The sequence below is a fragment of the Lysinibacillus sphaericus genome (assembly GCF_015844675.1).
Classification (GTDB): Bacteria; Bacillota; Bacilli; order Bacillales_A; family Planococcaceae; genus Lysinibacillus; species Lysinibacillus sphaericus_E.
In genome coordinates, this window is sequence record NZ_LDGC01000027.1 from 1 (window position 1) to 23,860 (window position 23,860).

A 23,860-nucleotide genomic window follows, 5' to 3' on the forward strand; every position below is an offset into this window, starting at 1 on the left:
TGAAAGGTCCGCCAACCGCACTCCGTTTTCACGCTACCACTAAAGTGGTTTTATTATCTTCGCTTTTTTGCTTTTATTTCTTCTCCTGTAAATGGATCAATGAATTCTTTCATGGTCATTTGATCCTCAAGAATATCCTCTTGTAATTGATTTTTTATATATTCCTGAATGATTTTTCTGTTTCTTCCTACTGTATCTACATAATATCCACGACACCAAAACTTCCTGTTTCCATATTTGTATTTCAGGTTCGCATGTCGATCAAATATCATTAAACTACTTTTCCCTTTCAAATAACCCACAAACGATGAAACACTTAATTTTGGTGGAATACTTACCAACATATGAATATGATCAGGACATGCTGTTGCTTCAATAATTTCTACGCCTTTTCTTTCACATAACTGGCGAAGAATTCTACCTACATCTACTTTGATTTGCCCATAAATTATCTGCCTTCTATATTTTGGCGCAAAGACGATGTGATACTTACAATTCCATGTTGTGTGTGCTAAACTTTTATTATCCATTTGGATCCCCTTTCGTACGAAGTCGGTTGACCAGACCTGAATTCATTGTACGGCTGGGGTTTTTTTCTTGTCCATAGCTAGAAGCTCTTTAGAACCCCTCGCATAGCAAGGGGTTTTCAAAAGATACAAAAAAAGAAAAGCGCAGAAATCTTTTATAGATTTCTACGCTTTATATTTTTTTATGCATATGCAAATGTTGTACTAGGTGATAGTGAGCAAGCTTGACTTTTCGTAGCCCAAACCACCACAAAAATAGCATAAAAGGTATCATTAAATATACCCAATATCCTTTAAATGATAAAATTGTATTATATAAAATGTGTAATACTACCGGTGCACAAAACGCCATAGCAATCATTTCTTTCGTCTTTGCAAACTTTGAAAACTTGGCACGTCCATAATAATAGCCCATTACAACACCGAACAAAGCATGACTCGATACAGGTAATAACGCACGCATAAAAGCAGTGTCCAAACCGAAAGAAAATAAATAAAGAACATTTTCAATCGTGGCAAAACCAAGAGATACGCTTGCACCATACAGTATGCCATCATAAGGATCATCGAATTCTACATGATTGTAGATTGCGATTAACAGAATAAACCATTTAAAAAACTCTTCAACTACACTCGAAAAAACTACATCTTGTAGATAAAGATATCGAAAGACCCCTTCTTCTGTTAGTACATATTGTAAGAACAAGATTGGGAAGGTTAAAAATGCGCCATACAAAAACGTTTGAAGTAAGGTTCTTCTTGGCTCCGTTGCCATCTGATTGCGCAAATAAAAGTAACTAAAAAGCGCTAAACCGGGAGCAATGGCAGCTGATAATAAGATGATCATGATGCCGGCCCCTTTCAAAAATCAATTTCACCTTGACATAATGATGTTAAGATTTTAAAATTCGTGACATCCTTCTGACTTTAGACCAACAATGTTTTTTATACGAAATTAAAGCGTCCGCCTCACAATGTTGGTTAACTTTAGCATTTTTGCAGGATGTAAAAATTCATAGCCTATGTTTATCTCTTCTGTCGGTTATTGGACAAAACGTATATCGTATGTCATAGGCGGAAAACTTTTGTGACATTTTCCGACAAAAAACATCTGTTACATGAAGATAAACTGCTATTATTATACCATGTTATGACACAAAACTTTTTAAAAGGAGATATTATTTTTTATGAAAAAAACAATTTTATTAATTCATACAGGTGGAACAATATCTATGGCGATGAGCGATGAAGGTGCCGTTATGCCTAACAAGGAAAATCCTCTTATGAAGGAAAGTAGTAAACTTGATGCGCTTGCCACAATTATTGAAATGGAGGCATTTAACCTCCCATCACCACATATTACTCAAAAAGAAATGCTTAAATTACGTAATCTTATTATCGAAAAAGTTGCAGAGGCGAAAATTGATGGCGTTGTCATCACCCATGGTACTGATACATTAGAAGAAACAGCATACTTTTTAGAGTTAACGACTGATTTATCAATTCCTATTGTTTTAACAGGTGCCATGCGCTCCTCAAACGAACTTGGTGCAGACGGCGTTTATAATTTAGTAGAAGCCGTTCGTGTAGCTGTAGATGAAGAAGCTCGCGAGAAAGGTGTTCTTGTTGCCATGAATGATGAAGTCCACCTTGCTGTTAATACCACAAAAACAAGCACCAGTTCAGTAAATACGTTCCAGTCACCTCAGTATGGCCCGATCGGACTTATTACAAAATCAAGAATATTATTTCACCATGCCCCTATCCGCCGTCAATATGTAGATATTGATGGATTATCAAAACGAGTAGCCATGCTGAAAGTGTACGCTGGCATGGAGGTTGATTTACTTGATGTAGTACTCGCATGTAAATATGATGGTGTTGTATTAGAAGGCCTTGGACAAGGCAACGTCCCTCCATCAGTAGTAAAAGGTATTGAAAGTCTTATAGAGCGCGGTATTCCAGTTATACTCGTATCCCGTTGTTTTAATGGTATCGCAGAAGGTGTCTACGGCTATGATGGTGGTGGCAAAATGCTCGAAGACCTAGGAGCTATATTTGCAACCGGCATTAATGGTCAAAAGGCTCGATTAAAATTATTAATTGGGCTCAATAAAGTTGGGGCACCTATTGATTTAAAAGATTTTTTCATGTAAGGCTAATGTATTCGATATTCACGTTGGCTTATGCATCAATAATTTGCTTATAATAACCTAAAATCTTATGTAAATGATCGATTGCTATATCAAAATCCGGCTGAATAACTGACAGCTGTACGAAATTTCTTCGACGTAAGTATTGGCTATCCGCGTGAACATAAAAACCATTTAAATTTAAATCTCTCTGTAGATTTGCCAATTTCTTAGGAAGTTGTAAATTGATGAGCATAGGGTACTGTCTAGTTGCAACTTGATAGTGCATGAATGGTAGCTGCTGCAATGTTTTAAAACGTTGCTGTAGCTGTCCATATCTTTCTGGATACGCTTGTAATGCTGCAACAACATTTGCAACAAGTACTGCTGGTAATGTAAACGGAATCGAACTTTGTTGGTAATTAGCTAAATCAAGATAAGCAGGTAATGTCATAGAAGATTTCACTATGTTTTGCGAAAAAACAAAAGCCAAGCCACTAAGTGCACCAATTGCTTTTCCACTTACCGCTGTCGCTATATAACAATCCTTTAAAGAAAATGGCATAGCTCCGAAAGAACTAATGCAGTCCAGGCAAAGCTTTATATTATAACGTTTTGTAAGCTGTAAAATCCCATCTAAATCATTACATGTCCCAGTCGACGTTTCTCCATGAACTACTAGGAGCCATTGATACGGTCTTTTTTGCAAATAAGAGTCCAAGCCATTTATATCAAACGAAATTCCCCAATCTTGCTCGATCACATCAAAATCTAATGACCATCTCTCTGCTTGCTTTCGAAGACGTTCTCCAAACTCACCATTCGTTAAAATAAGTCCACGCCCTAATTGTTGAGCCTTCAATTGCCCTAGCATAACTTCATTTGCCAATGTCCCAGTTCCTACAATTGTCGCTACATGCGCTGCCCCTGATAGTTGAAGCAACTTATTTCTCATTTGCTCAAATAATGATTGAAAGCCTAAAGAGCGATGAGAAAGCTCAGAACACATAAATTGTTCGCTTTGTTTCACTGGACCTGGATAAAAAGTATGGCAATCCTTCGCAAGTCTTTGCTGCAAAAACTTTTCAAACTGTTGTCTCGTTAATACCATTGGTAAAAATAAAGCATCCTCTGTCCCTGTAGCAGGTGCAAATTGAGTAAACCCCATTTGCTTATAAAGTTTCTCCTCACGAGTAGTACCAGAGATAACCGCTGCCGAATAACCTTTTTCGTATGCAAAAGTAGTTAATGCCTGTGTCAATTTCAGTAGTACTCTTCCTGTTCGATATGCCTTCTTGACCGCAAGTAATCGAATTTCACATAGTTTCGTACTGATTTCCTTTGATAAATACTTCTCAACGCTTCCTACTTTTTCATCAATTGAAAACGGCCTTTGATCTCTAAATGCAAGCATGCCTATAAGTTCTATTCCTTTATAAACAACAATATACGTATTTTCATGATGAAAGCGGTCAACTTTTTTTCTTTCGGTATTAGGCTTATGCTGTGGAATTTCTTCTACAAAGGTTTCATAATTTAATCGTGCAATTTCCTCAAACTCCGCTTCCGTATGTGCAATTTTACACCAATACATCTCATCACTTCCTTCTCTCTAAAGCTTCTTTAATATTTGACATATGCTTACTAAGCATAAAAATTATTGCTATTAGTAGCGGAATATATAACAGTAATTGATCTGTATAAATAATCGCTCCAACAAAAAAAAGAAAGCCACCTAGCATACTAAGTGTTAAACTTCTAATGACACTCAATGTAATCGCTGTCCCTATGACCATCATTACAAATAAGCTTGGTGATAATGCCAGACCTACCCCTATAAAAGTCGCTACTCCTTTTCCTCCATTAAACTTAAGCCAAAATGGAAACATATGACCAAGCATACCTAAACTAGCACCCATAACTATTGCCCATTCTTCGAAATGCAATAAACGTCCTGCACCAACAATGAGCGCACCTTTTAAAGAATCCCCTAAAAAGGTCCAAATAAATGCACTTTTTCCAATCACACTACCGGCATTTCTAGCCCCTAGGTTTTTACTTCTTTCTTCCTGTAAATTAACACCATATACTTTTCCAACAAAATAGGCAGTCATAAAGTTCCCTACAAAATAACTCAACAACCAATATAATCCAAGCATTCCTTCACACCTTTTATCAACTTCAATTTGATTAGAGAAATTACTTATCATCATCATAACGTGTGGTTGATTTCCGTTCGGGTGGGCCTTTCATAAGGAGCGTCGGATGAGTCACCTCGCTCTCTATATGCCTTCTTTCCGTCACTCTGGCCTTCTTTCCGAAAAAAAAGCTGTATAAGCAGCTTAATTGCCTATACAGCTCCTATTGCTATTTTTCTTTTTCTACAATTGTCTTCGCAATACAATCGCCATGGAAACGACCATTTTCAATAAAAATTTCATTGGCATTATTTCCAGCTGCAATAACTCCTGCAATGAATAATCCTTCTACATTTGTTTCCATAGTTTCTGGATTAAAGAAAGGACGACCCGTTTCATCATCAATAGAGACACCCATTGCTCGAATAAATGAATGATCAGGATGATAGCCTGTCATCGCAAAAACAAAATCATTTTTGAATGTTTTTTCGTTGCCATCCATTTCTACAACGACCTCATGCTCACGGATTTCCAGTATATTTGTATTGAAATGCATTTGGACTTCATCATTTCGTACTAGTCCTTCAAATTCTGGTAAAACCCATGGCTTGATGCTAGGTGAATACTCACTACCACGGTAGACAACAGTAACGCGAGCTCCGGCCTTATTCAATTCAAGCGCTGCATCTACTGCCGAATTTTTCCCACCGATTACAAGAACATCCGTATCAAAAAATTCATGTCCCTCTTTAAAGTAATGGTAGACTTTCTGTAATTTCTCACCTGGAATGTTTAAATAATTTGGATGGTCATAGTAGCCTGATGCAATCACAACATAAGGTGTTGTATAAACCTCTTTATCTGTCGTTACTGTAAACATCTCTCCATTTTTTACAACGCTATCTACTTTTTCGAAGCGATTTACTTGAATATCCTTCAAACGCACAACTTCTCGGTAATAAACTAGTGCTTGGTTTCGCTTTGGTTTACGACCTTCAATAATAAAAGGGACATCGCCGATAGCTAGTCGTTCACTCGTACTAAAAAAAGTTTGATGTGTAGGGTAATTGTAAATCGCATTTACGATATTTCCTTTTTCAATAACAATTGGCTTTAAACCAATATTTTGCAAGGCTATTGCTGCTGCTAAACCACATGGGCCTCCTCCAACAATAATTGCATCTACTTGCTGCATTTCTTGACACTCCTATCAACTTTGTATTAGCAAAATACTAATACTTTACTTTTAACTTCTTTCAGCAAGTGTCTTCGGTAGCGTAAACGAAGCGTCAGCTACAAATGTCTTTTGTAGCGAAAGCAAAGCATCTGCTACAGAAGTCTCCCGCCTCTATAGATTGTGAAATAAATTCGGGTTTAAGTTTACTTTTCAGCGGGTGTCCAAACATCCGCTGAAATATAGGAACTCAGTCTAATAACGCCACGTCCTGTGGCAACGACTGAGTGACCAACATCACGTTGGCCCAAAGCCTCCGGCGGATGTCACGGAAATCGGAAAGGCGTTCTTTGTGCATGAACACAGCCGATTCCGGACGCAATTATGCCAATGCATAATTGATTAATCGGGCTTTTACCGAATAAATCCTTATCGCTTCCATTATACGCCTTCTAACGAGTTTTGGTTGTTTATTTACCCGAAACTTCAATGTCAATAATATGACACTGTGGCCTCGCACCAAGCCGGAAAGGTAATAATGTAGTACCATAACCGTTGCTTACTAACGTCATCACACCTTCACGCTCCCGATATGAGCCTTTAGGATGCACACCATATGGGCCAATTCTAATTTGACCACCATGTAAATGCCCTCCCATCATTAAATCTGCTCTAAATTTTGCACGGACTTCTGCAAAAACACCAGGGTTATGTGCGATGAAAACAACTAAGTCTTTCTCATCGACCTTTGCAAACGCTTCATCAAACCTACTTTTCATTATAGATGTGTCTTCAATTGCATTAAGCCAAAAGCGGTTTTTTTTAGGGAGTAATACAGCATCATTGGCAATAATCTGAACACCATGGTCTTGTAAAATACTTCGAAATCGCTCTTCGCCTACTTCTCTGTCGTTATTACCCCATATAAAATAAGTTGGTCCTAAAGGCGTTAATAAATTTAGATTGTCATGAATACGTTGAATGGGTGTACGTCCATCAGCAAAATCTCCACCAATAATAACAGCATCAAATGGACCATCTAACTGCTCAATCATCTGGCAGTTAATTTTGCGTAAATGGGTATCCGAAATAAAAAATAGTCGGATCTTTTCCTGTTCACCCTTTAATTGCAATTGATGATGTAAAACATTATTTTCATGTGCAACCTTCAACATATATAGCACGAACGAGATGACTACTAATATAAATAGTCCAAAATAAATCATTCTTTCACTTCTCCTTACGAAAACAAAAAGACGATTCATTTAAAATAAAGAATCGCCTTTTCACTAAATAAGACGTACGCCTTAACCCTATTTGGTGTTAACGTTTGTCCATTATTTTATACTCGAAAAACATTATTGCCAAAGAATGACATCTGTTTTCTTATGGTAACTTAATCACTTGCCCAACTGATATATTATTAGAAGACATACCGTTGGCTGCACGGATTTTCGCTAGTGTTGCTTCACTGCCATCACCGTAGTGATTCAATGCAATACGATATAAGTTTTCATTTGCTTTTACAGTATGTGTACTTGCTTTTGCAGATTGTTTTGCTTCTTCTGCTTTTCGTGCTTCCTCAGCCTTACGTGCTTGCTCAGCTTTTCTATCTGCTTCGGCTTTTCTAGCTTCTTCGGCATTCTTGGCTGCTTCGGCTTTTTTCACTTCCTCTGCTGCCTTCTGTTCAGCTGCTAATTTCTCTGCGTCTTTCTTAGACGTTTCCTTTACTTTATCCTCTTTGTCTGCTTTATCGCCATCTTTGTTTTTGTCAGTTGACACAGGTACAGCTTTATCCCCCGACGTGTCAATTTCTACAATTTCTTCCGAAGAATTTTTTTCAGCCTCTTCAATCGTTGATCCAGGTTCATAGAATTTTAAGAAATAAACTAATATTGATAATGGAATTAAGATAAAAATTACAAAAAGAATCGTCATTAATGGCGTTTTTCGTTTTGTATTTTTTGGCTTTTTATTATTACTTCCATTTTTATTCATTCTTGCAACTCTAGATAAAGCTTCCTGTTCTTTTTGTTCTTCTTCAAAAGATTGACGATGTTCTTCGATTTTATCGCGATAATCTTCTTTACTCATTCGTCTTTCCTCCAACCTCACTACGCTTTCTATCATTCTATTATGACGAATTTTGCGAAAAAAGTAAATGACCGTAAATTATAGTCTAAAAAGGGCATATCACCAAAGCTTGGAGTCTATCCGTTCCGACTGAACACTTTCGAAGGCATCCGCTGAGCCGCTTCTCCCGCAAGGCTTGCCCTTGGTCTCGGGCCAACAGATGTTTTTTGTGCGAAAGCGAAGCGACAGCACGATGTTGATCACGAAGGCGATATCAAGGATGTGATAGTCTTAGCCTTCGTTCCTCTATCGCAGATTCCCAAGGAGTCGCCCAGTCGAAATACGTTTATCAATGTCATCCACAATTTTTGGTTATAAGCCTCTATAAACCCATTAAGAGTTGTTTTAACCGACTTTCCCATGGAATCATTTCTATTTTCTTCTCTTCCGTCAAGCGCACCTTATTGATTTCATCATAATGGATTCCACAATTTTCACAACAGTTTTCCGGTTTTTTCAGCAATTTTTGCCCAAAATACCCGACTAACTTTGTGCGTATACAGTCTTTTGTCTGAGTCATTTTATGCATTTTATCGACAGCACGATATTTTTCTAGTGCCAAATGATTTAAACGCGCTTTAACTTGCTCCATCGTTTCTTGTTGCAGCCAGTAATCAAGCACACGAAAAGCGGTCTCACTTAGTTCTCCATTTTTCAACATTTGAGAAGGGTGCACTTGTTGATTTAGTAGTTCCTGATAACGATCAACATGACCAGCTGTTGGCAAATCGCCTGTTACAACAAATTTCGCAAGTTCCTCGTCGCCATCACTATAGAGTAATATTGCGAGCGCTGGTTGACCATCACGCCCTGCACGGCCAATTTCCTGCATGTAATTTTCTACATTAGCAGGCATCGTTTCATGGATGACCTGACGAATATCAGACTTATTGATACCCATTCCAAAAGCATTCGTAGCCACAATCCAGTCGAGCTCTCCGTCAATAAACTGTTGCTGAATAAACTGACGGTCCTCGGCAACATAACCTGCATGATACGCTGCCGCTCTTATACCTGCCTGTATAAGCGCCTCACTATATTGTTCAGCACGCTTCCGCGAGGACATATATAATATACCCGGTCCTGCAGTCTCTTTAACATGCTGCATTATCCAATGTGCTTTATCTGTCCTATCCTCAAATACAACACGCCCAAGGTGAATATTAGGCCTATCCACATTGTACAAAAACTCAAATGGCGTATCCAGCGACAATGTATCTCGTATATCATTGACTACTTTATCCGTTGCTGTCGCTGATAAAGCTAAAACCGGTGGCCGATTCACTTGTGAAAACCATTGTCCTATTCGTAAATAATCTGGTCTAAAATCAAAGCCCCACTGTGAAATACAGTGTGCCTCGTCCACTACGATAAGACCTAGCTGCATTTGTGAAAGCTTATCTTGAACCTGTTGCTGTAAAAGCATCTCTGGCGAAGTAAAGATAAAACGAAACTGCTCTAAGAAATGTAACGCATATCGTTTTTCACTTACGGTTAAAAATGAATTTAAGGCTACTACCCTCTTTTCACCAAAGCGTTTTAGCTCTTCTACTTGATCCTGCATAAGAGAAAGCAAAGGAGAAATAATTAAAACCGGCTTCTGCAAAATATATCCTGGCAACTGATAACAAAGTGATTTCCCCATTCCTGTTGGTAATAAAGCAATAACATCTTTTTTTTCTAAAATTGCTTCAATGACCTCTTTTTGGCCTGGACGAAATGTTGTATAGCCAAAATACTTTGCTAATGTTTGTTCAAGTTCCATTTAAACTTCTCCTTTCGCAAGGACAAGCCTTAACTGAAAATAACTCATACCTTCAACTACTTCATGCAATGTTTTTAATTTTTTAGTTTGATAATGTTTCGATGCCTGCCAAACTTTTTCCGCTTCTTCATAAGAGACGAACGGACCAATTGAAAAGTTCGGTTCATTCATAGCTAATTCTACCAAATGATCCTCAATTGTACTTTGTTTTAATTTCCTTATTCGCACAATCTGTTCAATTGAATAGCCCTGCTCATATAAAAGTGCTGTCTGCTGCGCTGAATCAGTTAATAATGCTTTTACTCTTAATCCCTCAGTTATTTTCCCGAGCAAGGGACAATCATTTGTCTGATAAACTTCATTTAATAACGTATGTAGCAATTCTATAAAAGCTAGTTGACAATCTAAAACTGTTTCCTGTCGTTGACTAGCAAGCTGCTGCCACGTCCATCCTGGTAATCTATGACCACTTAAACGATAGGGGACGAGTTGCTTATTAGCATCTGACAAGGGTAACACAGACAGTACCTGTTCACATTCCTGTAATAATTGTTGCTGTAAATGTCCATCTTGATAGTGATGCTCGACTAAAAAAGATCGTACCCAGGATTGAATATTCGTATCCCTACTAATAGGAGAAAACGAACGAACCCCAGCACTTTGATAAGATAAACTTTGTACAGTTAACGAGAACCTTGCAAAAAATATATGCTCATTTCCCCTATAGTGCCATCCGTCAAATAAAAAGTCAGGCGTCTGCTCCGCTCGCTGTAAACCTAGCTTTTTCATGGAATAGTGACCAGATTCTTGTATTGTTAACCAACTATACTGCAAAAATAATGATACAGCCTCATCAAATGTCTTCCGAGGTAACTTAGGTAATAACCCAAAATAATTATGTAGCTTAAATAGGCCAATGTCTTGAATAGTCTGACCTGAGCGCTTTCCTCTTAATACATGATAAGCAGCAGAAATAGTTCGTTCGTTATTTAGTTTTTGAAAGATTTGCAATAAAATTTGATGAAACATAGACGCAAATTCCTCCAATTTAATAGTATTTATGTTGAAATGTAAGATAAACATCTTTAAAATGAGTATGAAGCTTTGATAGGAACATGTAAAAGGAGAGAAAAAAAATATGGCTAAATACACAATTGTTGATAAAGATACATGTATCGCTTGTGGCGCTTGCGGAGCCGCAGCACCAGACATTTATGATTATGATGATGAAGGTATCGCCTTCGTTATTTTAGATGATAACATGGGAACAGCTGAAGTTCCAGAAGATCTACTAGAAGACATGCAAGATGCTTTCGAAGGCTGCCCAACTGACTCAATCAAAGTAGCAGATGAGACTTTCGATGGCGACTCATTAAAATTCGAATAGTTTTAATTGTATCTTTAAAGGCATCCTAAACTGGGTGCCTTTATTTTTATTTCCTCACGTACGTTACAAATACCAAAATTAGATTACATGTTAATTTTATGGCTTATCAACATAACGTAGATTGATTTCCGTTCCGGCTGGGGGCATCCGATGAGCCGCTTGGGCCAACATGATGTTGGTCACGAAGGCGTTATCACAGGACGTGATGCTTTTAGCCTTCGTTCCTCTATATCACTGATCCCCGAGGAGTCGCCCAGCCGGAACGAAGATCAACTAATACCTAGCATATATTTCAATAAATGTAATTTAGCAATTTTAGTGAGAGCCAATTTTCAACATACAAATGACTTAGTAACAGATTCTTATATCATGTTTATTGACTTAAAAATCTTGCAGCAAAAATAACAGCTACTAGATTCGTCTCTAACATGACATAGTAGTTGTTATTTATTTTGGTACTTTTCACCGTAAAGTTGGTCACTCTTTTCATCTTATTATTGCAACCATTTTTTATGTATGATAAGATTTTAGTAGTTGGTACTAATAACAGATATTATTTCATAAACATAAAGGGGTTCTATTAGATGATGGATAACTTATTACAATTAAAAGATAAGAATATTGTCGTAATGGGCGTGGCAAACGACCGAAGTATTGCTTGGGGTATCGCAAAACGTTTATTTGATGTAGGTGCAAATGTTATTTTCACATATCGTCAAGAACGTTCATTAAAAAAATTACAAATGCAATTAGAGAAAATCGGACAATCCGATTCACTGATCGTACAATGTGATGTTAACAGCGACGAAAGCACAAAAGCAGCTTTCGATGAAATTGGTACAAAAGTAGGCGTTATTCATGGTATCGTGCACTCAGTAGCGTTTGCTAATGCAGAAGATTTACACAATCGCTTCTTAAATACAACTCGTGATGGCTATGCATTTGCGCAAGACACTAGCGCCTATTCTCTTATTTCAGCAGCAAAGGCCGCACATCCTTATATGACTGAAGGCGGTTCTATCGTAACAATGAGTTACTTAGGAGCGGAGCGTGTCCTTGATGGTTACAATGTTATGGGTGTAGCAAAAGCTGCATTAGAGGCATCTATGCGCTATCTTGCTGCAGATATTGGTAAAGATAATATTCGCGTTAATGCAATTTCAGCTGGAGCGATTCGCACACTTGCTGCAAAAGGGGTTCCTTCTTTCAATACTATTTTACACAAAATCGAAGAAACAGCTCCTTTAAAACGTAATGTGCAACAAGATGAAGTAGCAGATATGACAATCGTGATGCTTTCTCACTTATCTCGCGGTGTAACAGGCGAAACGATTTACATTGACGCAGGCTACAATATTATGGGTTAAATACAAAGAAGCATGGAAGATCACATAACGATCTCTCATGCTTTTTTGTTTCGGATTTATAAATCTTTATTTTAGTACCTTTGGAGCTGGGTAATCAAAGCCCTTTGTATCTACTTCGACCTTTTTCATTTGTTGGTCTTTTATTGGTTTTTCACCTTCTCGTTCAACAGCAGCGATAGCATCTACTGTTTCCATCCCCTCGATTACTTTCCCAAAAGCAGCATATTGGCCATCTAGTTGCGGAGTATCCTTGACCATAATGAAAAATTGAGATCCCGCAGAATTCGGATCATTTGAACGAGCCATTGAAATAACACCACGTTCATGCTTTAAATCATTTTTAAAATCATTTGATGTAAACTCACCTTCTATCGAATAATCCGGTCCTCCTGTACCATTACCTGAAGGATCTCCACCTTGAATCATAAAATCAGGGACAACCCGATGGAAAATAAGACCATTATAAAAACCTTTTTTAGCTAAGGAAATAAAATTTGCTACCGTATTCGGCGCTGTAGAAGGCTCTAATTCGATGACGATTTTTTCATCATTGTTCATCGTAATTGTCACAATTGGATTTTCCTTCACCTTTGATGAATAATCTACATTGTCTTCCGATTTTTCTTTACCAGCTCCACAACCTGTCAAAACTAAAACTACCGCCAGCAAAGTAAAGACAAAAGAAAATCCTTTATTACGTGTAAACATATCTTTCAACTCCTCTTAATATCCAGTCTACTCATTATACTATCAGATAGTTTCCGACAAATCATTTTTTATGAAGAACATGTAAATGAAGGAAATAAGCTCAATAACACCGCACAATTGAACTACCCCCACTTAACAGATTTTAAAGTTAAAATCATAAAAGCCTTATGCTTCGTATAGGGCTTTCTTATTCTTTTACCTCCAACTTATCTATTGAAAACCTCCAAAAATCTTGGGTATAACTTCTAAACCTTTAGATTGATACCATTGTCTTCTTTTTTATACATTACTATCTCAATTATATATTTTTCCCCTTTATTTGATGAGGATCGAATTCTGATATAATATTTTATATGAGGTTCTATAACGTCTATATAGTTTGTTTACTGTATACATCTGATTGAATAAATATTCAGTCGGGGGGGTATAAAAGAAGGAGAGGTTAGAATAATCACTCTTGTCTTTATCTACCCTCTTCTTTTTAAGCGAATTTCATAAAACAAATTAAAGAGGTAAGGGTAATCAATTTGAAAACAAATAAAAAGTTTTATCAGAAAAAACGGTGGATGATTCCTATCTTCATTATTGTCATTCCTGTTCTGCTTATATTTATGATTGGACAGTTTACACCTGTAGTTAATACCTTTATAATCAAGCAGCTTTTCGAAGCTGATTCTTTTGCATCCCCTAAGAACATTGAAAAAATAAAAAGACAAGTCCATGTTGAAAAAGATATTATTTACGATAAACATGGAATTGAGAATAGTCTTTTAGATATTTATTATCCGAAAAATATAAAAAAAGAACTTCCTATTATCATGTGGATACATGGTGGTGCATTTGTATCGGGTAGTAAAGAACAAACGCAAGAATATGGAATGGCATTAGCAAATGAAGGATATGTTGTAGCAAATATAAACTATGCTATTGCACCGGGACAAAAATATCCTGGACCAATTATACAAACTAACCAGGCTCTTAAATATTTGCAGGACAATGTCTCAAAATACGGCGGCGATATGAATCAATTATTTATTGGCGGTGATTCCGCAGGGGCTCAAATTGCCAGTCAAATAATTGCGATAATAACTAATGAAGCTCTAGCAAAATCAATGAATATTCAACCTTCTGTTGATAAAAAACAGTTAAAAGGTGCTCTTTTATTCTGTGGTGTTTATAACATGGAGAAAATAGGTACTCAGTCATCTCCAATAATAAAAAAAGGTATACAATCAGTATTTTGGGCATATACAGGAAAAAAAGATTTCAAGTCCTTCTCTAGATTAAATGAGATGTCTACAGTTAACCATATAACACCTAATTACCCTCCAACCTTTTTGACAGTTGGAGATGCTGATCCACTAGCTCCACAATCTACAGAGCTTATTGATATTCTCCAAAAAAATGGTGTAAAAGTAGAAAGTGTTTTATTTGACGGAACAAATACTGACCTAGGTCATGAGTATCAATTTGATTTTACTACTACACACGCTGAACAAACACTAGGGAAAACACTTGCCTTCTTGAAAAAACATACTGAGAAATAGCCCAATACGTTTTTATAATTTGAATCAAAAAAACCGATTTCCATACTATACAGTCAATCGTTTTTTTCTATAAAGAAAATCACTTATCCAATAAATAAAGAAGACCCTTTTATTTATAATTATCTTCATTTTTGCCAAACTAAAAAAATATGTAATGATATTTAAGGTGGAGAGCAATGAGTAGAATAATTAAGGGCTTTTTTATATTAATTGTAACACTCCCTATTCTATCCGGATGTTGGGATGAGATAGAACCCCAAAGAATGTACTATGTTAATGGCGTTGGGGTGGATTTTAAAGATAATCAATACGAAATTTATCTACAATTAATTAACTTTAAAGACATAGCAAAATCTGAAACACCCTATGTTCCGGAAGCGCCTGCAGAGATTGGATATGCTACAGGAGAAACTTTGGAGGAAGCTATTTATGAATTATATCGTTCCATTGATCAAGAAGTATTTTGGGGACATATGAACTTTCTGATATTTACAGAAGAGGCTTTAAAACACGAGGAAGTTATTTCAGTTTTCGATACTTTTTTGCGATTTAGGGAAACAAGATACCAAATGAATGTTCACTTTACCCAAGACTCACTAAAAGAAATTCTTTTGACAACACCTATTTTAAATAAATCACTAATCGACTCAAAATTAAGCCATCCATTAAATGCACGAAAATTAGAAGTATTTACAGAACCCGTAAATTTAAGAAATCTAGTTATAGGTTTAAATGAACCTAGTCATGAAGTTAGCTTACCTCTTGTTTCAATTGTTAAAAATTGGGATACAACAAAAGAGCACCCTTCAAAAGAAACTACAATTAAAGGGATTGGGGTACTTTCAAAAGATGGATTTAAAGGGGTAATTATAGGTGATAATGCAAGAGGTATCAACTGGATGCAGAACAAAAAGAATAGAGGAGACTTAACCTTCAAATTAGACAATAATAAAAGTTTAACAGTAGATATGGAAGAAAAACATTTTGATGTTAAACCAGTTATTAAAGGCAATCAAGTGCAGTTTGATGTTGACATTAAAGTCGAAGTTATCCTTAATGGTTTCAAAAAAAAGGCAACAGAAAATGAAATACGTAAGGGAGTTATTAAGAAAGTTAAAGAGGAAATAAAGGCAACCTATGAAGCAGGGTTGAAGTTAGACGTTGATATTTATCGTTTGTCTGAGCACCTTTATCGAAACAACGTCAAAGTATGGAAAACATTAGAGAACAATGGGAAAATACCCTTAACTGAAGAATCAATCAGAATAATAAATGTTGAAATAGATAAAATAAAATCAGGAAGAAAAACATTTTCAGAAACAATTAATAAATAAACACAAAATGACCAGGCTCACAAAAAATTGAACTGCACCCCGTCAAGTAGACAGTGGAAATAATAAAAATTGTATTAAGTGGCTTGAGCCCTGAATTCTAAAGAACTCAAGCCATTTAATCGTTTCTGATAGCGATAGTGATTATAAAAATGAATATAGTCATTAATCGCTTTTTTTAACTCTCCATATGAATCGTACTTATGTAAATAATACTTCTCACACTTCAGTGTGCCCCAAAATGATTCAATTGGTCCGTTATCAATACATCGACCAACACGCAACATACTTAGCTTCATATTGGCTGTGTCAAGGATTCGCTTAAATTCCTTCGATGTATATTGAAAACCTCGATCACTATGTATTAAAGGCTGCTCGCCTGATTGTAATGATTCAATTGCTGATTTTATAGTGTTAGGTTACTCCTTTTTAAAAGTAACGTACCCTAAATGTTCTTTAACTATCCTGAACCGTTAGTTCAATAAGAATTAAACAACTAAAAAAAAGATTCTTTGTTTCCTACATTCGGAGTACCGAACGCCTACAAAGGCATCTTTTTGAATACATAAAACCAATGCTATATTCATAACATTTCTTTTATTTAAAACCTAAAAAAGCTTAGGTACTCTGTAAGATTAAGTACAAGATATTGTACATTAAGTCTTATTCAAAAGTGTTTCACTTATAATGTTACACATTTAATGAAAATGCACATTACTAAATGTAAATTTTGGTGGTGTGTTTTTTTATTTTGGCTATCTTTATCATTTAGATTTGTTAAAAGACTACACATTTTACAATGATGAAGAAAAACATTAAAATAGGAACATTCGTTCTTTTCGAGAGGGGGTTAATAATTGTATTGGTTTGAATATTGTCCTAAACATATCGAAAGTAAGTATGAGCTACTTGTATTTAAAGAAAATCAACCCTTTCTACCTTTAACAGATTACTACCATGACTGTTTAGGGAGAATAGACAAAAGTTCTGCAATATCATATTTGAATTGTCTACTTCCATTTTTTAGATGCTTAGAGAAAGAAAGCAACTATCAAGGAAACAAAGTGCAATGGAATGATTCAGAAGAAAAAATACGTGTTGTGGTTGAAGATTATTTGATGCATGAAATGAAGTGTAAGATTCGTGATAAAGACACGTTTCGCTTTGTAAATTTAACTAACAAGAGTCCCAACACAATTAGTCGATTTTTATCAGCATTAAAATCTTTTTATAAATCTATGATTCGTTTAAAACAGTATCCGTTTAGTAATCCATTAATAGATGGTCAAGCTATCTTGCACAGCTACAAAGAGGAGATAAATGGTGTACGAGAAGATAAGCCAAGAATGCCTTCAATTGCAGGTACAGAAGAAGCTATTCCTCATCGAAGATTAACAGATTCCTATTTTAAAATTATCAATGAAGAATGGCAACCACAAATTATTGATGATATAGATTTACCATATCAAATATATCAAGCTGGTAAAAAAGCAAGTTGGTCACTTCGTGAAATGGTGATAGCTCGTATGTTATTTGAAACGGGTGCAAGAGCATCAGAAATTATTGAGTTAACAATTGGGGATTACCGCAAACGTAAAAGTCATCAAGAATTTATCACCTTCAATAAAGGGAGTCATGGTAGAAAAATAAAGTTTATACGTGTTAGCAAAGATACTGTGAAAAGATTGTTTCACTACATAGATACTGAAAGAAAATTCTTTGACGAAAATCATTTAAATTTTGAACAATTACCTGATGATGCCCCTATCTTTTTATCAGCAAATGGAACACCTCTTACTTATCACGCTTGGTACTACCACTGGAATCGGGCAATGAAGAGTAATGAACTAAGTTTAAATCCACATAAAGCAAGGCACTGGTTTGTTACTTCTCGATTACGAGAGATTTATAACGTTGCAAAAAATGAAACAGAAATTCATCAACGAAAAAATGAGCTGATTAAATATATGAATTGGAAAAATCCAGATACGATGAATGTGTATGAGCATCATTTTGATGAAACGAAACATCGAGAAGCTCATGAAAATATGTTGGAGCAAATGCAACAACATGAACAGGATTATATTAAACAACAAAAATCTTCGATAAAATCAAAACAAAAGTTGAGAGTCATTGAATCACCGACTATTGAAAATTTTGATGAAGATTTAAAAGAATTGTTAGAAGGGTTGGAGTAAAATTGACTGATACAATGCAGTTAAGACCTGTAACAGCTTGGTATAATGAATGGTTCAAAAAAGTAGATTCTAAGCTTTTATGTATACAAAACAGCCGAGGGGAATATTTACTTGATAAAGCAAATGAACGAAACTTAAAACATTTAAATTTTACTTGTATAGATAAAATTTGGTTCCCTCAATTATTGCTAATTACACTTATAGAAACTGATAGAAAAAAAGATATTGGAACAATACGTGTTCAGATTGCTACTTTAAATAATAGATTTAGCGATATTTTTAATGAATTTAAGATTACTTCATGGTCAAATTTTAATGTAAATACACATATGTATATGTATTTAAAAGGTGAGATTTATCCAGATCATACTAATAATCAAAGGAGGAGATTGTTAGTGTACTATAATACATGTCTTTACAATACTAAAAAATGGGTGAATACTACATTATTACTTGATAAACAAACAGATTATAACCAATTTTTATTACCATCAATCGAATTTGATTCAAGAGATTTTTCCTTTACTAAATTAGCAATGGAACAAGCTCAAAACACTCGTAAGGATGAAACAGACGCTATTGTGCCACATCTTTCAGCAATACGTGCAGAAGCAAATCTACGATGGAATCAAATGAAGAGATTGAGAGATGCATTTCATCAACAAATAAGGGTGATAGAAACCGATTCAATATCATTACCGATTGAATTTTCTTATGCGGAACCAAAACGGATTGGGGAAGTATTTCATTTTCGTTTATGGGACAAACCTTCCTTTGTACTGAACCATCAAAAGGATTTTTCAGATATTATTATAAAGCAAGCGGCAAAAAAAAAATCGACTTATTCTGATGAAAATAATGCCTATTTCCTTGAGTTTATTCGTGCTGAATCAATAGAGAGTGATTCAATACCAGAAGGTCTTTGGTTTAATGAATTAATTGAACAGAATGTTTTAGGGCTGTGGTCAAAAAACAGATCAATTGAAGAACCTGAGAAGATATTAAAATTCTTGTCTTTATGGGGATACGAGTCTGAAAACGAGCAAAAACCCTCTCCGTTTTTTTTACATCATAAAGGGATAATAACACCTTCAACATTTATCACTTTACACAAGGACAAAGCAGAGGGCTTATTAATAGATGTAGAACCATTTTATGCGGCTTGTACATTTGGTCTATTAGCCATCGACATTTTAACAACAACAGGTGCAAGAAAGAACGAATTACTTCAAATTAGTTATACAAAAGAATGTATTCAGGTAAAGAAAATTAACAACAAGCTACATTATTCCTATAAAGCTATTCCTAAAGGAAGAGATTCATTAGAAGAGTTTTATTTAAGTAAACAAACGATGGAACATATTCAAACGGTATCAAGGATGTTAAAAGCACATTATGGCGGCGATAAAATTCCAAGTGTCCTATACAGAGATGAAAGAAAGCACTTATTCCCTATACCTCTGCCTTATTATTTTCAATATGCAGGTAAAGCATTATGCAGATGTGCTTTATACAGTTCCATTCGATTTTTACTTCATGGATTATTATTCGAGATGCAGAACGGAAAAGCTGTGACTGTAAAAACACACCTATTACGTCATGCATTTGCGACAGAAGCTGTTCAACGTCAAAAAATGCCGATTGATATTGTCGCAAAAATGCTGCATCAGAAGGATTTGAACGTAACAGAGTATTATTCAGCTCCTACACCTACACAAATCGCAGAATCAGTTAGTGAATTACATGATGTTATTTCAAGTTATGTAGACATTGATGATGTGTATTTAAGAAGTCCACAAGAGTTACAAAAAGAATTTGATGCCCATGCAGAAAAAGTTGGTGTATTCAATAAAGTATTAGGTGGTACTTGTGTTACAGATTATGTTTGCCCTACTAAAATGCAGTGTTTAGGCTGCAAAGCAAAAATACCCGAACCAGACCAAGAGGATGAATTATTAGAAGTCATTCAATTATCAAAAGATATGGAAAGACGATTTAAACAATTGGGATTAGAGGTCGAAGTTCGAAAAGCGAAAGAGATGGCGAAACAAGCGAAGAATGAATTGAAAGAGATTGATTTAATTAAGCAATATAGAGAGGAACGTAGCTATGAACCAATCACCAAAAGGAATCCATTCAGATAAACATCAGTGGCTTGATAAAGTACATCAGCAACGTAAGAAGCGTTCTGTTTCTATCGGTAAACAAACCATTGATTTTCTTGTCACACAAGGTATTCCAGTAACCTATCACAACATTAGCCAGCATTCCAAATCTTTTGACGACAACGGTAAAGGCATCCATATGAATACGATTAAACGTAATGAGGAACTACATGCATATTATCAACAGCATAGCAGAACCTATAAAGTAAAGAACACGCATAAAAAGTTAGTAATGCCTGCTAAATTTGACGAAACAGCATTAAGAAGGATTTCTTCTGAACGTGATGTAAATAACGCTAAGAAGAAATATATGCAGCTTTCAAAAGAGGAATTAGTGAATCGCTTAATAGCGGTTGAACAATATTTAGCTGAAAATCATCAACGATGGGTCGCAAATCATTTTGAACAGTTCAAATAATTTAAAAAATATGGGCATTCGTAATAAGTAGTGGACTGCCCATTCTTTTTCATACTAAACAATTTGTTCGTTCAATTGTTTAGAATTACTTCATTCGGTATATTTTGTAACTATAAAGATTGTGATGAAATGTACTTAAACTAACGGGGCAGGTTAGTTGTGCGAAATGTTTCTAGTTTAAATTGAGAATGGTCACATTACTCAGGTAAAGGCTAGACAGTTCCTTTCGGAACTGAAGGGTTATATCGAAGAATCAAATGATGAGGTAACGCTCGGAAGGGTTCTCTCTTAGTCGAATAGCACTGGATTTAGTAAGAATGATTGTGTTATAAGCTCGGTGAAAAGGCGTGAGAAATTACCGTACCAGGTCCGCTGACGAAAGCCTACTCGAGGGAGTGGTGTAATTCATGATGCTTGAGTTGAATGAATATGGTGAGAATGCAAATAAACCGAAAAGAAATGGTTAAGCTGACGAACTTCTGAATGTACGGGTCTAGAACTGCGATACATAGAAATGTGTATATCACCAAATTGTGAGGTTAGATGTGGGTGAGTAAGACTAACTAATATGAAAATCCATGATACGTTACAGGCGTATGTATCTAACAGGCTTAGAGGAAGCACCTAAGTTCATTCTATAATAGATATAATTCAACGTTTTAAGCTGATAACGTGGAGGGCTTACTCCCCTAAGAAACGTTGACAAGGAAAGCAATAATGATACTAGTTACTGTATAACTTGCCTTTATATCAGTGAAAGTGGTGGCACAGTACCAATGAAGTGTCTAATCCACATGGAGGGATAGCCACTAGACTAATAAAGATTTATTCAACCAAGTAAGGCAGTTCTTTATCGATTAATAAGGTTCTTGTGAGACTAATAGAGGTTTAACTCCAAAAGGAGTCACCGACTTATTGAAACGGAAGAAACTGAGACACAATGAGTATTATAGTATGCAAGATTGTTTTGATACACTCTACGCTCAAAGTGTTTGTGGTCATCATTTCTATAACTTAACAGAATTAATGAGTTCTAAGGATAATATACGTCTTGCCTACCGAAACATCAAAAGAAATACAGGTAGCAAAACTGCGGGAATCGATAAATTAACAATTAATGATATTCTGCATTTACCAGTTGTAGATGTAATAGCTAAAGTTCAAGGTATGTTCAAATGGTATGAACCACAACCAGTTAGACGGGTTTTCATTCCAAAAGGAGTAGATAAAACTAGACCTTTAGGGATACCGACGATATGGGATAGAATTTTTCAACAATGTGTACTGCAAATTTTAGAGCCAATCTGTGAAGCTAAATTCCATAAACATAGTTATGGTTTTAGACCAAATCGCAACACTCATCATGCCAAAGCTAGACTTGAATTTCTCATTAACCAATCTGGACTACATTATTGTGTTGACGTAGATATTAAAGGTTTCTTCGATAATGTAAATCATAGCAAACTTTTAAAACAAATGTGGTCAATAGGCATTAGGGATAAATCCCTTCTTTCTATTATATCTAGGTTATTAAAAGCAGAGATTGTAGGAGAAGGTATTCCTACAAAAGGAACACCGCAAGGTGGTATTCTTTCACCTTTATTATCTAACATTGTGTTAAATGAATTGGATTGGTGGGTTAGTGACCAATGGGAAACATTTGAAAGCAATTATACGTATTCGACTAATGGTAGTAAGTATCAGCAATTAAAGAAATCGAGTTTGAAAGAGTGTTTTATTGTCCGTTATGCGGATGATTTTAAGGTGATGTGCCGAACAAGGTCACAGGCAATTAAAATAAATTATGCATTAAAAGAATTCTTGAAAAAGAGATTACACTTGGAGACGAGTGAAGAAAAATCAAAGGTCGTGAACTTAAAGAAAAACTCTTCAGAGTTTCTAGGATTTACAATAAAAGCCATAAGAAAAGGTAAGACCAGATTTGGTTTCGTAGCAAAGTCTGATATGTCAAAAAAGGCTAAAGCAAATGCCTTTCAAAAGATTAAAGAAGCGATAAAAGTAATCAAGAGAAAACCCTGCATTCAGACCGTTTGGAATTTTAATACCGTTGTAATGGGTATCCAAAACTATTACTCAGCTGCAACTCAAATTACAATTAACTTGAATGAGTTAAATCTATATCTACGCAAGACGTTATACAATCAACTAAAGAATATTCGAACAGAGGCAAGTTTTCATGAGATGTCAAAGACATTACAGAAGCGATACAAAGGATATAAGTCCAAACTATTTAAAATACAAAATATGGTCTTTGTCCCCATCCATGCGCAACGATGGAGAAAAACACTTGGTTTCTCCCAAGTGATATGTAACTATACTGCCGAAGGCAGAGCAAAAATTCACAATAGCCTAAAGGCTATCAATAAAAATACGCTTTCTTACGTCATGAGAAACTACATTCCAAACAGATCTATTGAATATAACGACAACAGAATAAGTAAGTTTATTGCCCAGTATGGCAAATGTGCAATTTTAGGTGAAGAATTAGGTATTATCGACTGGCATTGTCATCATATTAATCCTTTTCACATTTCAAAAGATGATAGCTACTCAAATTTAATAGTTTTGAATAAGGCTATACATCAACTTATACATTTGAAAGACAAAGTAAAAATTGAAAAGTTCCTAAAAGCTGTAAAGCTTACAAATAAGCAATTAGAAAAAGTAAATAACTTACGACTGAAATGTAACAATGAAATAATCTAACTTTGGAAAATCTTCACTCGGCTGCTTAAAACATAGAAAGAATAAATTGGATTAGTTGGAACGCCGTATGCGGTGAAAGTCGCACGTACGGTGTGAACAGGGGGAAAAGCCAGCGATAACTTCAAAGGCTTACCTATCTGTAT

20 protein-coding genes and 1 pseudogene are annotated in these 23,860 nt (G+C 35.6%); 10 read left to right on the forward strand and 11 right to left on the reverse strand.

Translation table 11 applies throughout. The features are described 5' to 3' along the window. Positions 1-53: 53 nt before the first annotated feature. Entirely contained in the window at positions 54-530 is a 477-nt protein-coding gene (gene tnpA, locus ABE34_RS09750; RefSeq protein ID WP_197141399.1) for an IS200/IS605 family transposase, read from the reverse strand. Between the two features lie 169 nt (positions 531-699). Next, positions 700-1,374, reverse strand: coding sequence for a glutamic-type intramembrane protease PrsW (gene prsW / locus ABE34_RS09755; RefSeq protein ID WP_197142096.1), 675 nt, complete (start codon positions 1,372-1,374; stop codon positions 700-702). 340 nt (positions 1,375-1,714) lie between these two features. On the opposite strand from prsW, the gene ABE34_RS09760 reads away from it, so the two are divergent. Further along, positions 1,715-2,683, forward strand: coding sequence for an asparaginase (locus ABE34_RS09760; RefSeq protein ID WP_197142097.1), 969 nt, complete (start codon positions 1,715-1,717; stop codon positions 2,681-2,683). Positions 2,684-2,711: 28 nt separating this feature from the next. On the opposite strand, the gene ABE34_RS09765 is transcribed toward ABE34_RS09760, so the two are convergent. From ABE34_RS09765 to ABE34_RS09795, 7 genes are all read right to left on the reverse strand, one after another. Next, positions 2,712-4,253, reverse strand: a complete 1,542-nt coding sequence (locus ABE34_RS09765; protein ID WP_197142098.1) for an aminotransferase class V-fold PLP-dependent enzyme — start codon at positions 4,251-4,253, stop codon at positions 2,712-2,714. Between the two features lie 4 nt (positions 4,254-4,257). Then, a complete protein-coding gene (locus ABE34_RS09770) occupies positions 4,258-4,818 on the reverse strand; it encodes a glycerol-3-phosphate acyltransferase (protein ID WP_197142118.1) in 561 nt (186 codons plus the stop codon). Positions 4,819-5,026: 208 nt separating this feature from the next. After that, entirely contained in the window at positions 5,027-5,992 is a 966-nt protein-coding gene (locus ABE34_RS09775) for a YpdA family putative bacillithiol disulfide reductase (RefSeq protein WP_197142099.1), read from the reverse strand. 449 nt (positions 5,993-6,441) lie between these two features. Next, on the reverse strand, positions 6,442-7,197 hold the full coding sequence (locus ABE34_RS09780; protein ID WP_197142100.1) for a metallophosphoesterase: 756 nt from the start codon (positions 7,195-7,197) through the stop codon (positions 6,442-6,444). 160 nt (positions 7,198-7,357) lie between these two features. Next, on the reverse strand, positions 7,358-8,065 hold the full coding sequence (locus ABE34_RS09785) for a LysM peptidoglycan-binding domain-containing protein (RefSeq protein ID WP_197142101.1): 708 nt from the start codon (positions 8,063-8,065) through the stop codon (positions 7,358-7,360). Positions 8,066-8,426: 361 nt separating this feature from the next. Continuing rightward, entirely contained in the window at positions 8,427-9,869 is a 1,443-nt protein-coding gene (locus tag ABE34_RS09790; RefSeq protein ID WP_197142103.1) for a RecQ family ATP-dependent DNA helicase, read from the reverse strand. Next, positions 9,870-10,898 carry a helix-turn-helix domain-containing protein gene (locus tag ABE34_RS09795; protein ID WP_197142105.1) on the reverse strand — a complete coding sequence of 343 codons (1,029 nt, stop codon included), beginning with the start codon at positions 10,896-10,898 and terminating at the stop codon, positions 9,870-9,872. A 109-nt stretch (positions 10,899-11,007) separates the two neighbouring features. Here ABE34_RS09795 and ABE34_RS09800 point away from each other — a divergent pair, with 109 nt between their 5' ends. The 3 genes from ABE34_RS09800 to ABE34_RS09810 all read left to right on the forward strand — a co-directional run bounded on the left by ABE34_RS09800 (position 11,008) and on the right by ABE34_RS09810 (position 12,623). Further along, positions 11,008-11,256 carry a ferredoxin gene (locus ABE34_RS09800; RefSeq protein ID WP_004232564.1) on the forward strand — a complete coding sequence of 83 codons (249 nt, stop codon included), beginning with the start codon at positions 11,008-11,010 and terminating at the stop codon, positions 11,254-11,256. 150 nt (positions 11,257-11,406) lie between these two features. Then, on the forward strand, positions 11,407-11,661 hold the full coding sequence (locus ABE34_RS09805) for a hypothetical protein (protein ID WP_197142107.1): 255 nt from the start codon (positions 11,407-11,409) through the stop codon (positions 11,659-11,661). Between the two features lie 179 nt (positions 11,662-11,840). Then, entirely contained in the window at positions 11,841-12,623 is a 783-nt protein-coding gene (locus ABE34_RS09810; RefSeq protein WP_197142109.1) for an enoyl-ACP reductase FabI, read from the forward strand. Positions 12,624-12,689: 66 nt separating this feature from the next. Here ABE34_RS09810 and ABE34_RS09815 read toward each other — a convergent pair whose 3' ends face one another. Then, positions 12,690-13,331, reverse strand: coding sequence for a peptidylprolyl isomerase (locus ABE34_RS09815; protein WP_197142111.1), 642 nt, complete (start codon positions 13,329-13,331; stop codon positions 12,690-12,692). A 527-nt stretch (positions 13,332-13,858) separates the two neighbouring features. On the opposite strand from ABE34_RS09815, the gene ABE34_RS09820 reads away from it, so the two are divergent. Both ABE34_RS09820 and ABE34_RS09825 read left to right on the forward strand, forming a co-directional pair. Next, the gene (locus tag ABE34_RS09820) at positions 13,859-14,878 is read left to right on the forward strand and encodes an alpha/beta hydrolase (RefSeq protein ID WP_241747003.1); all 1,020 of its coding nucleotides are present in this window, start codon (positions 13,859-13,861) and stop codon (positions 14,876-14,878) included. Between the two features lie 176 nt (positions 14,879-15,054). Further along, positions 15,055-16,212: a Ger(x)C family spore germination protein gene (locus tag ABE34_RS09825; RefSeq protein ID WP_197142112.1), complete on the forward strand. Its 1,158-nt coding sequence runs from the start codon at positions 15,055-15,057 to the stop codon at positions 16,210-16,212. A 74-nt stretch (positions 16,213-16,286) separates the two neighbouring features. Here ABE34_RS09825 and ABE34_RS09830 read toward each other — a convergent pair. Further along, positions 16,287-16,622, reverse strand: a pseudogene (locus ABE34_RS09830) (transposase); the annotation flags it as partial. Between the two features lie 444 nt (positions 16,623-17,066). Here ABE34_RS09830 and ABE34_RS09835 point away from each other — a divergent pair. The 4 genes from ABE34_RS09835 (at position 17,067) to ltrA (ending at position 23,717) form a co-directional block, all read left to right on the forward strand. Beyond that, positions 17,067-18,407 (forward strand): tyrosine-type recombinase/integrase, encoded by a 1,341-nt coding sequence (locus ABE34_RS09835; RefSeq protein ID WP_197142114.1) that lies wholly within the window; start codon positions 17,067-17,069, stop codon positions 18,405-18,407. A gap of 2 nt (positions 18,408-18,409) precedes the next feature. Beyond that, positions 18,410-20,551, forward strand: a complete 2,142-nt coding sequence (locus tag ABE34_RS09840; protein WP_346655547.1) for a site-specific integrase — start codon at positions 18,410-18,412, stop codon at positions 20,549-20,551. Continuing rightward, positions 20,517-20,990 carry a hypothetical protein gene (locus ABE34_RS09845; RefSeq protein WP_197142116.1) on the forward strand — a complete coding sequence of 158 codons (474 nt, stop codon included), beginning with the start codon at positions 20,517-20,519 and terminating at the stop codon, positions 20,988-20,990. Before ABE34_RS09840 ends, ABE34_RS09845 begins: the two co-directional genes overlap by 35 nt. Before the next feature lie 954 nt (positions 20,991-21,944). Further along, positions 21,945-23,717 carry a group II intron reverse transcriptase/maturase gene (gene ltrA / locus ABE34_RS09850; protein WP_197139928.1) on the forward strand — a complete coding sequence of 591 codons (1,773 nt, stop codon included), beginning with the start codon at positions 21,945-21,947 and terminating at the stop codon, positions 23,715-23,717. Positions 23,718-23,860: the final 143 nt, after the last annotated feature.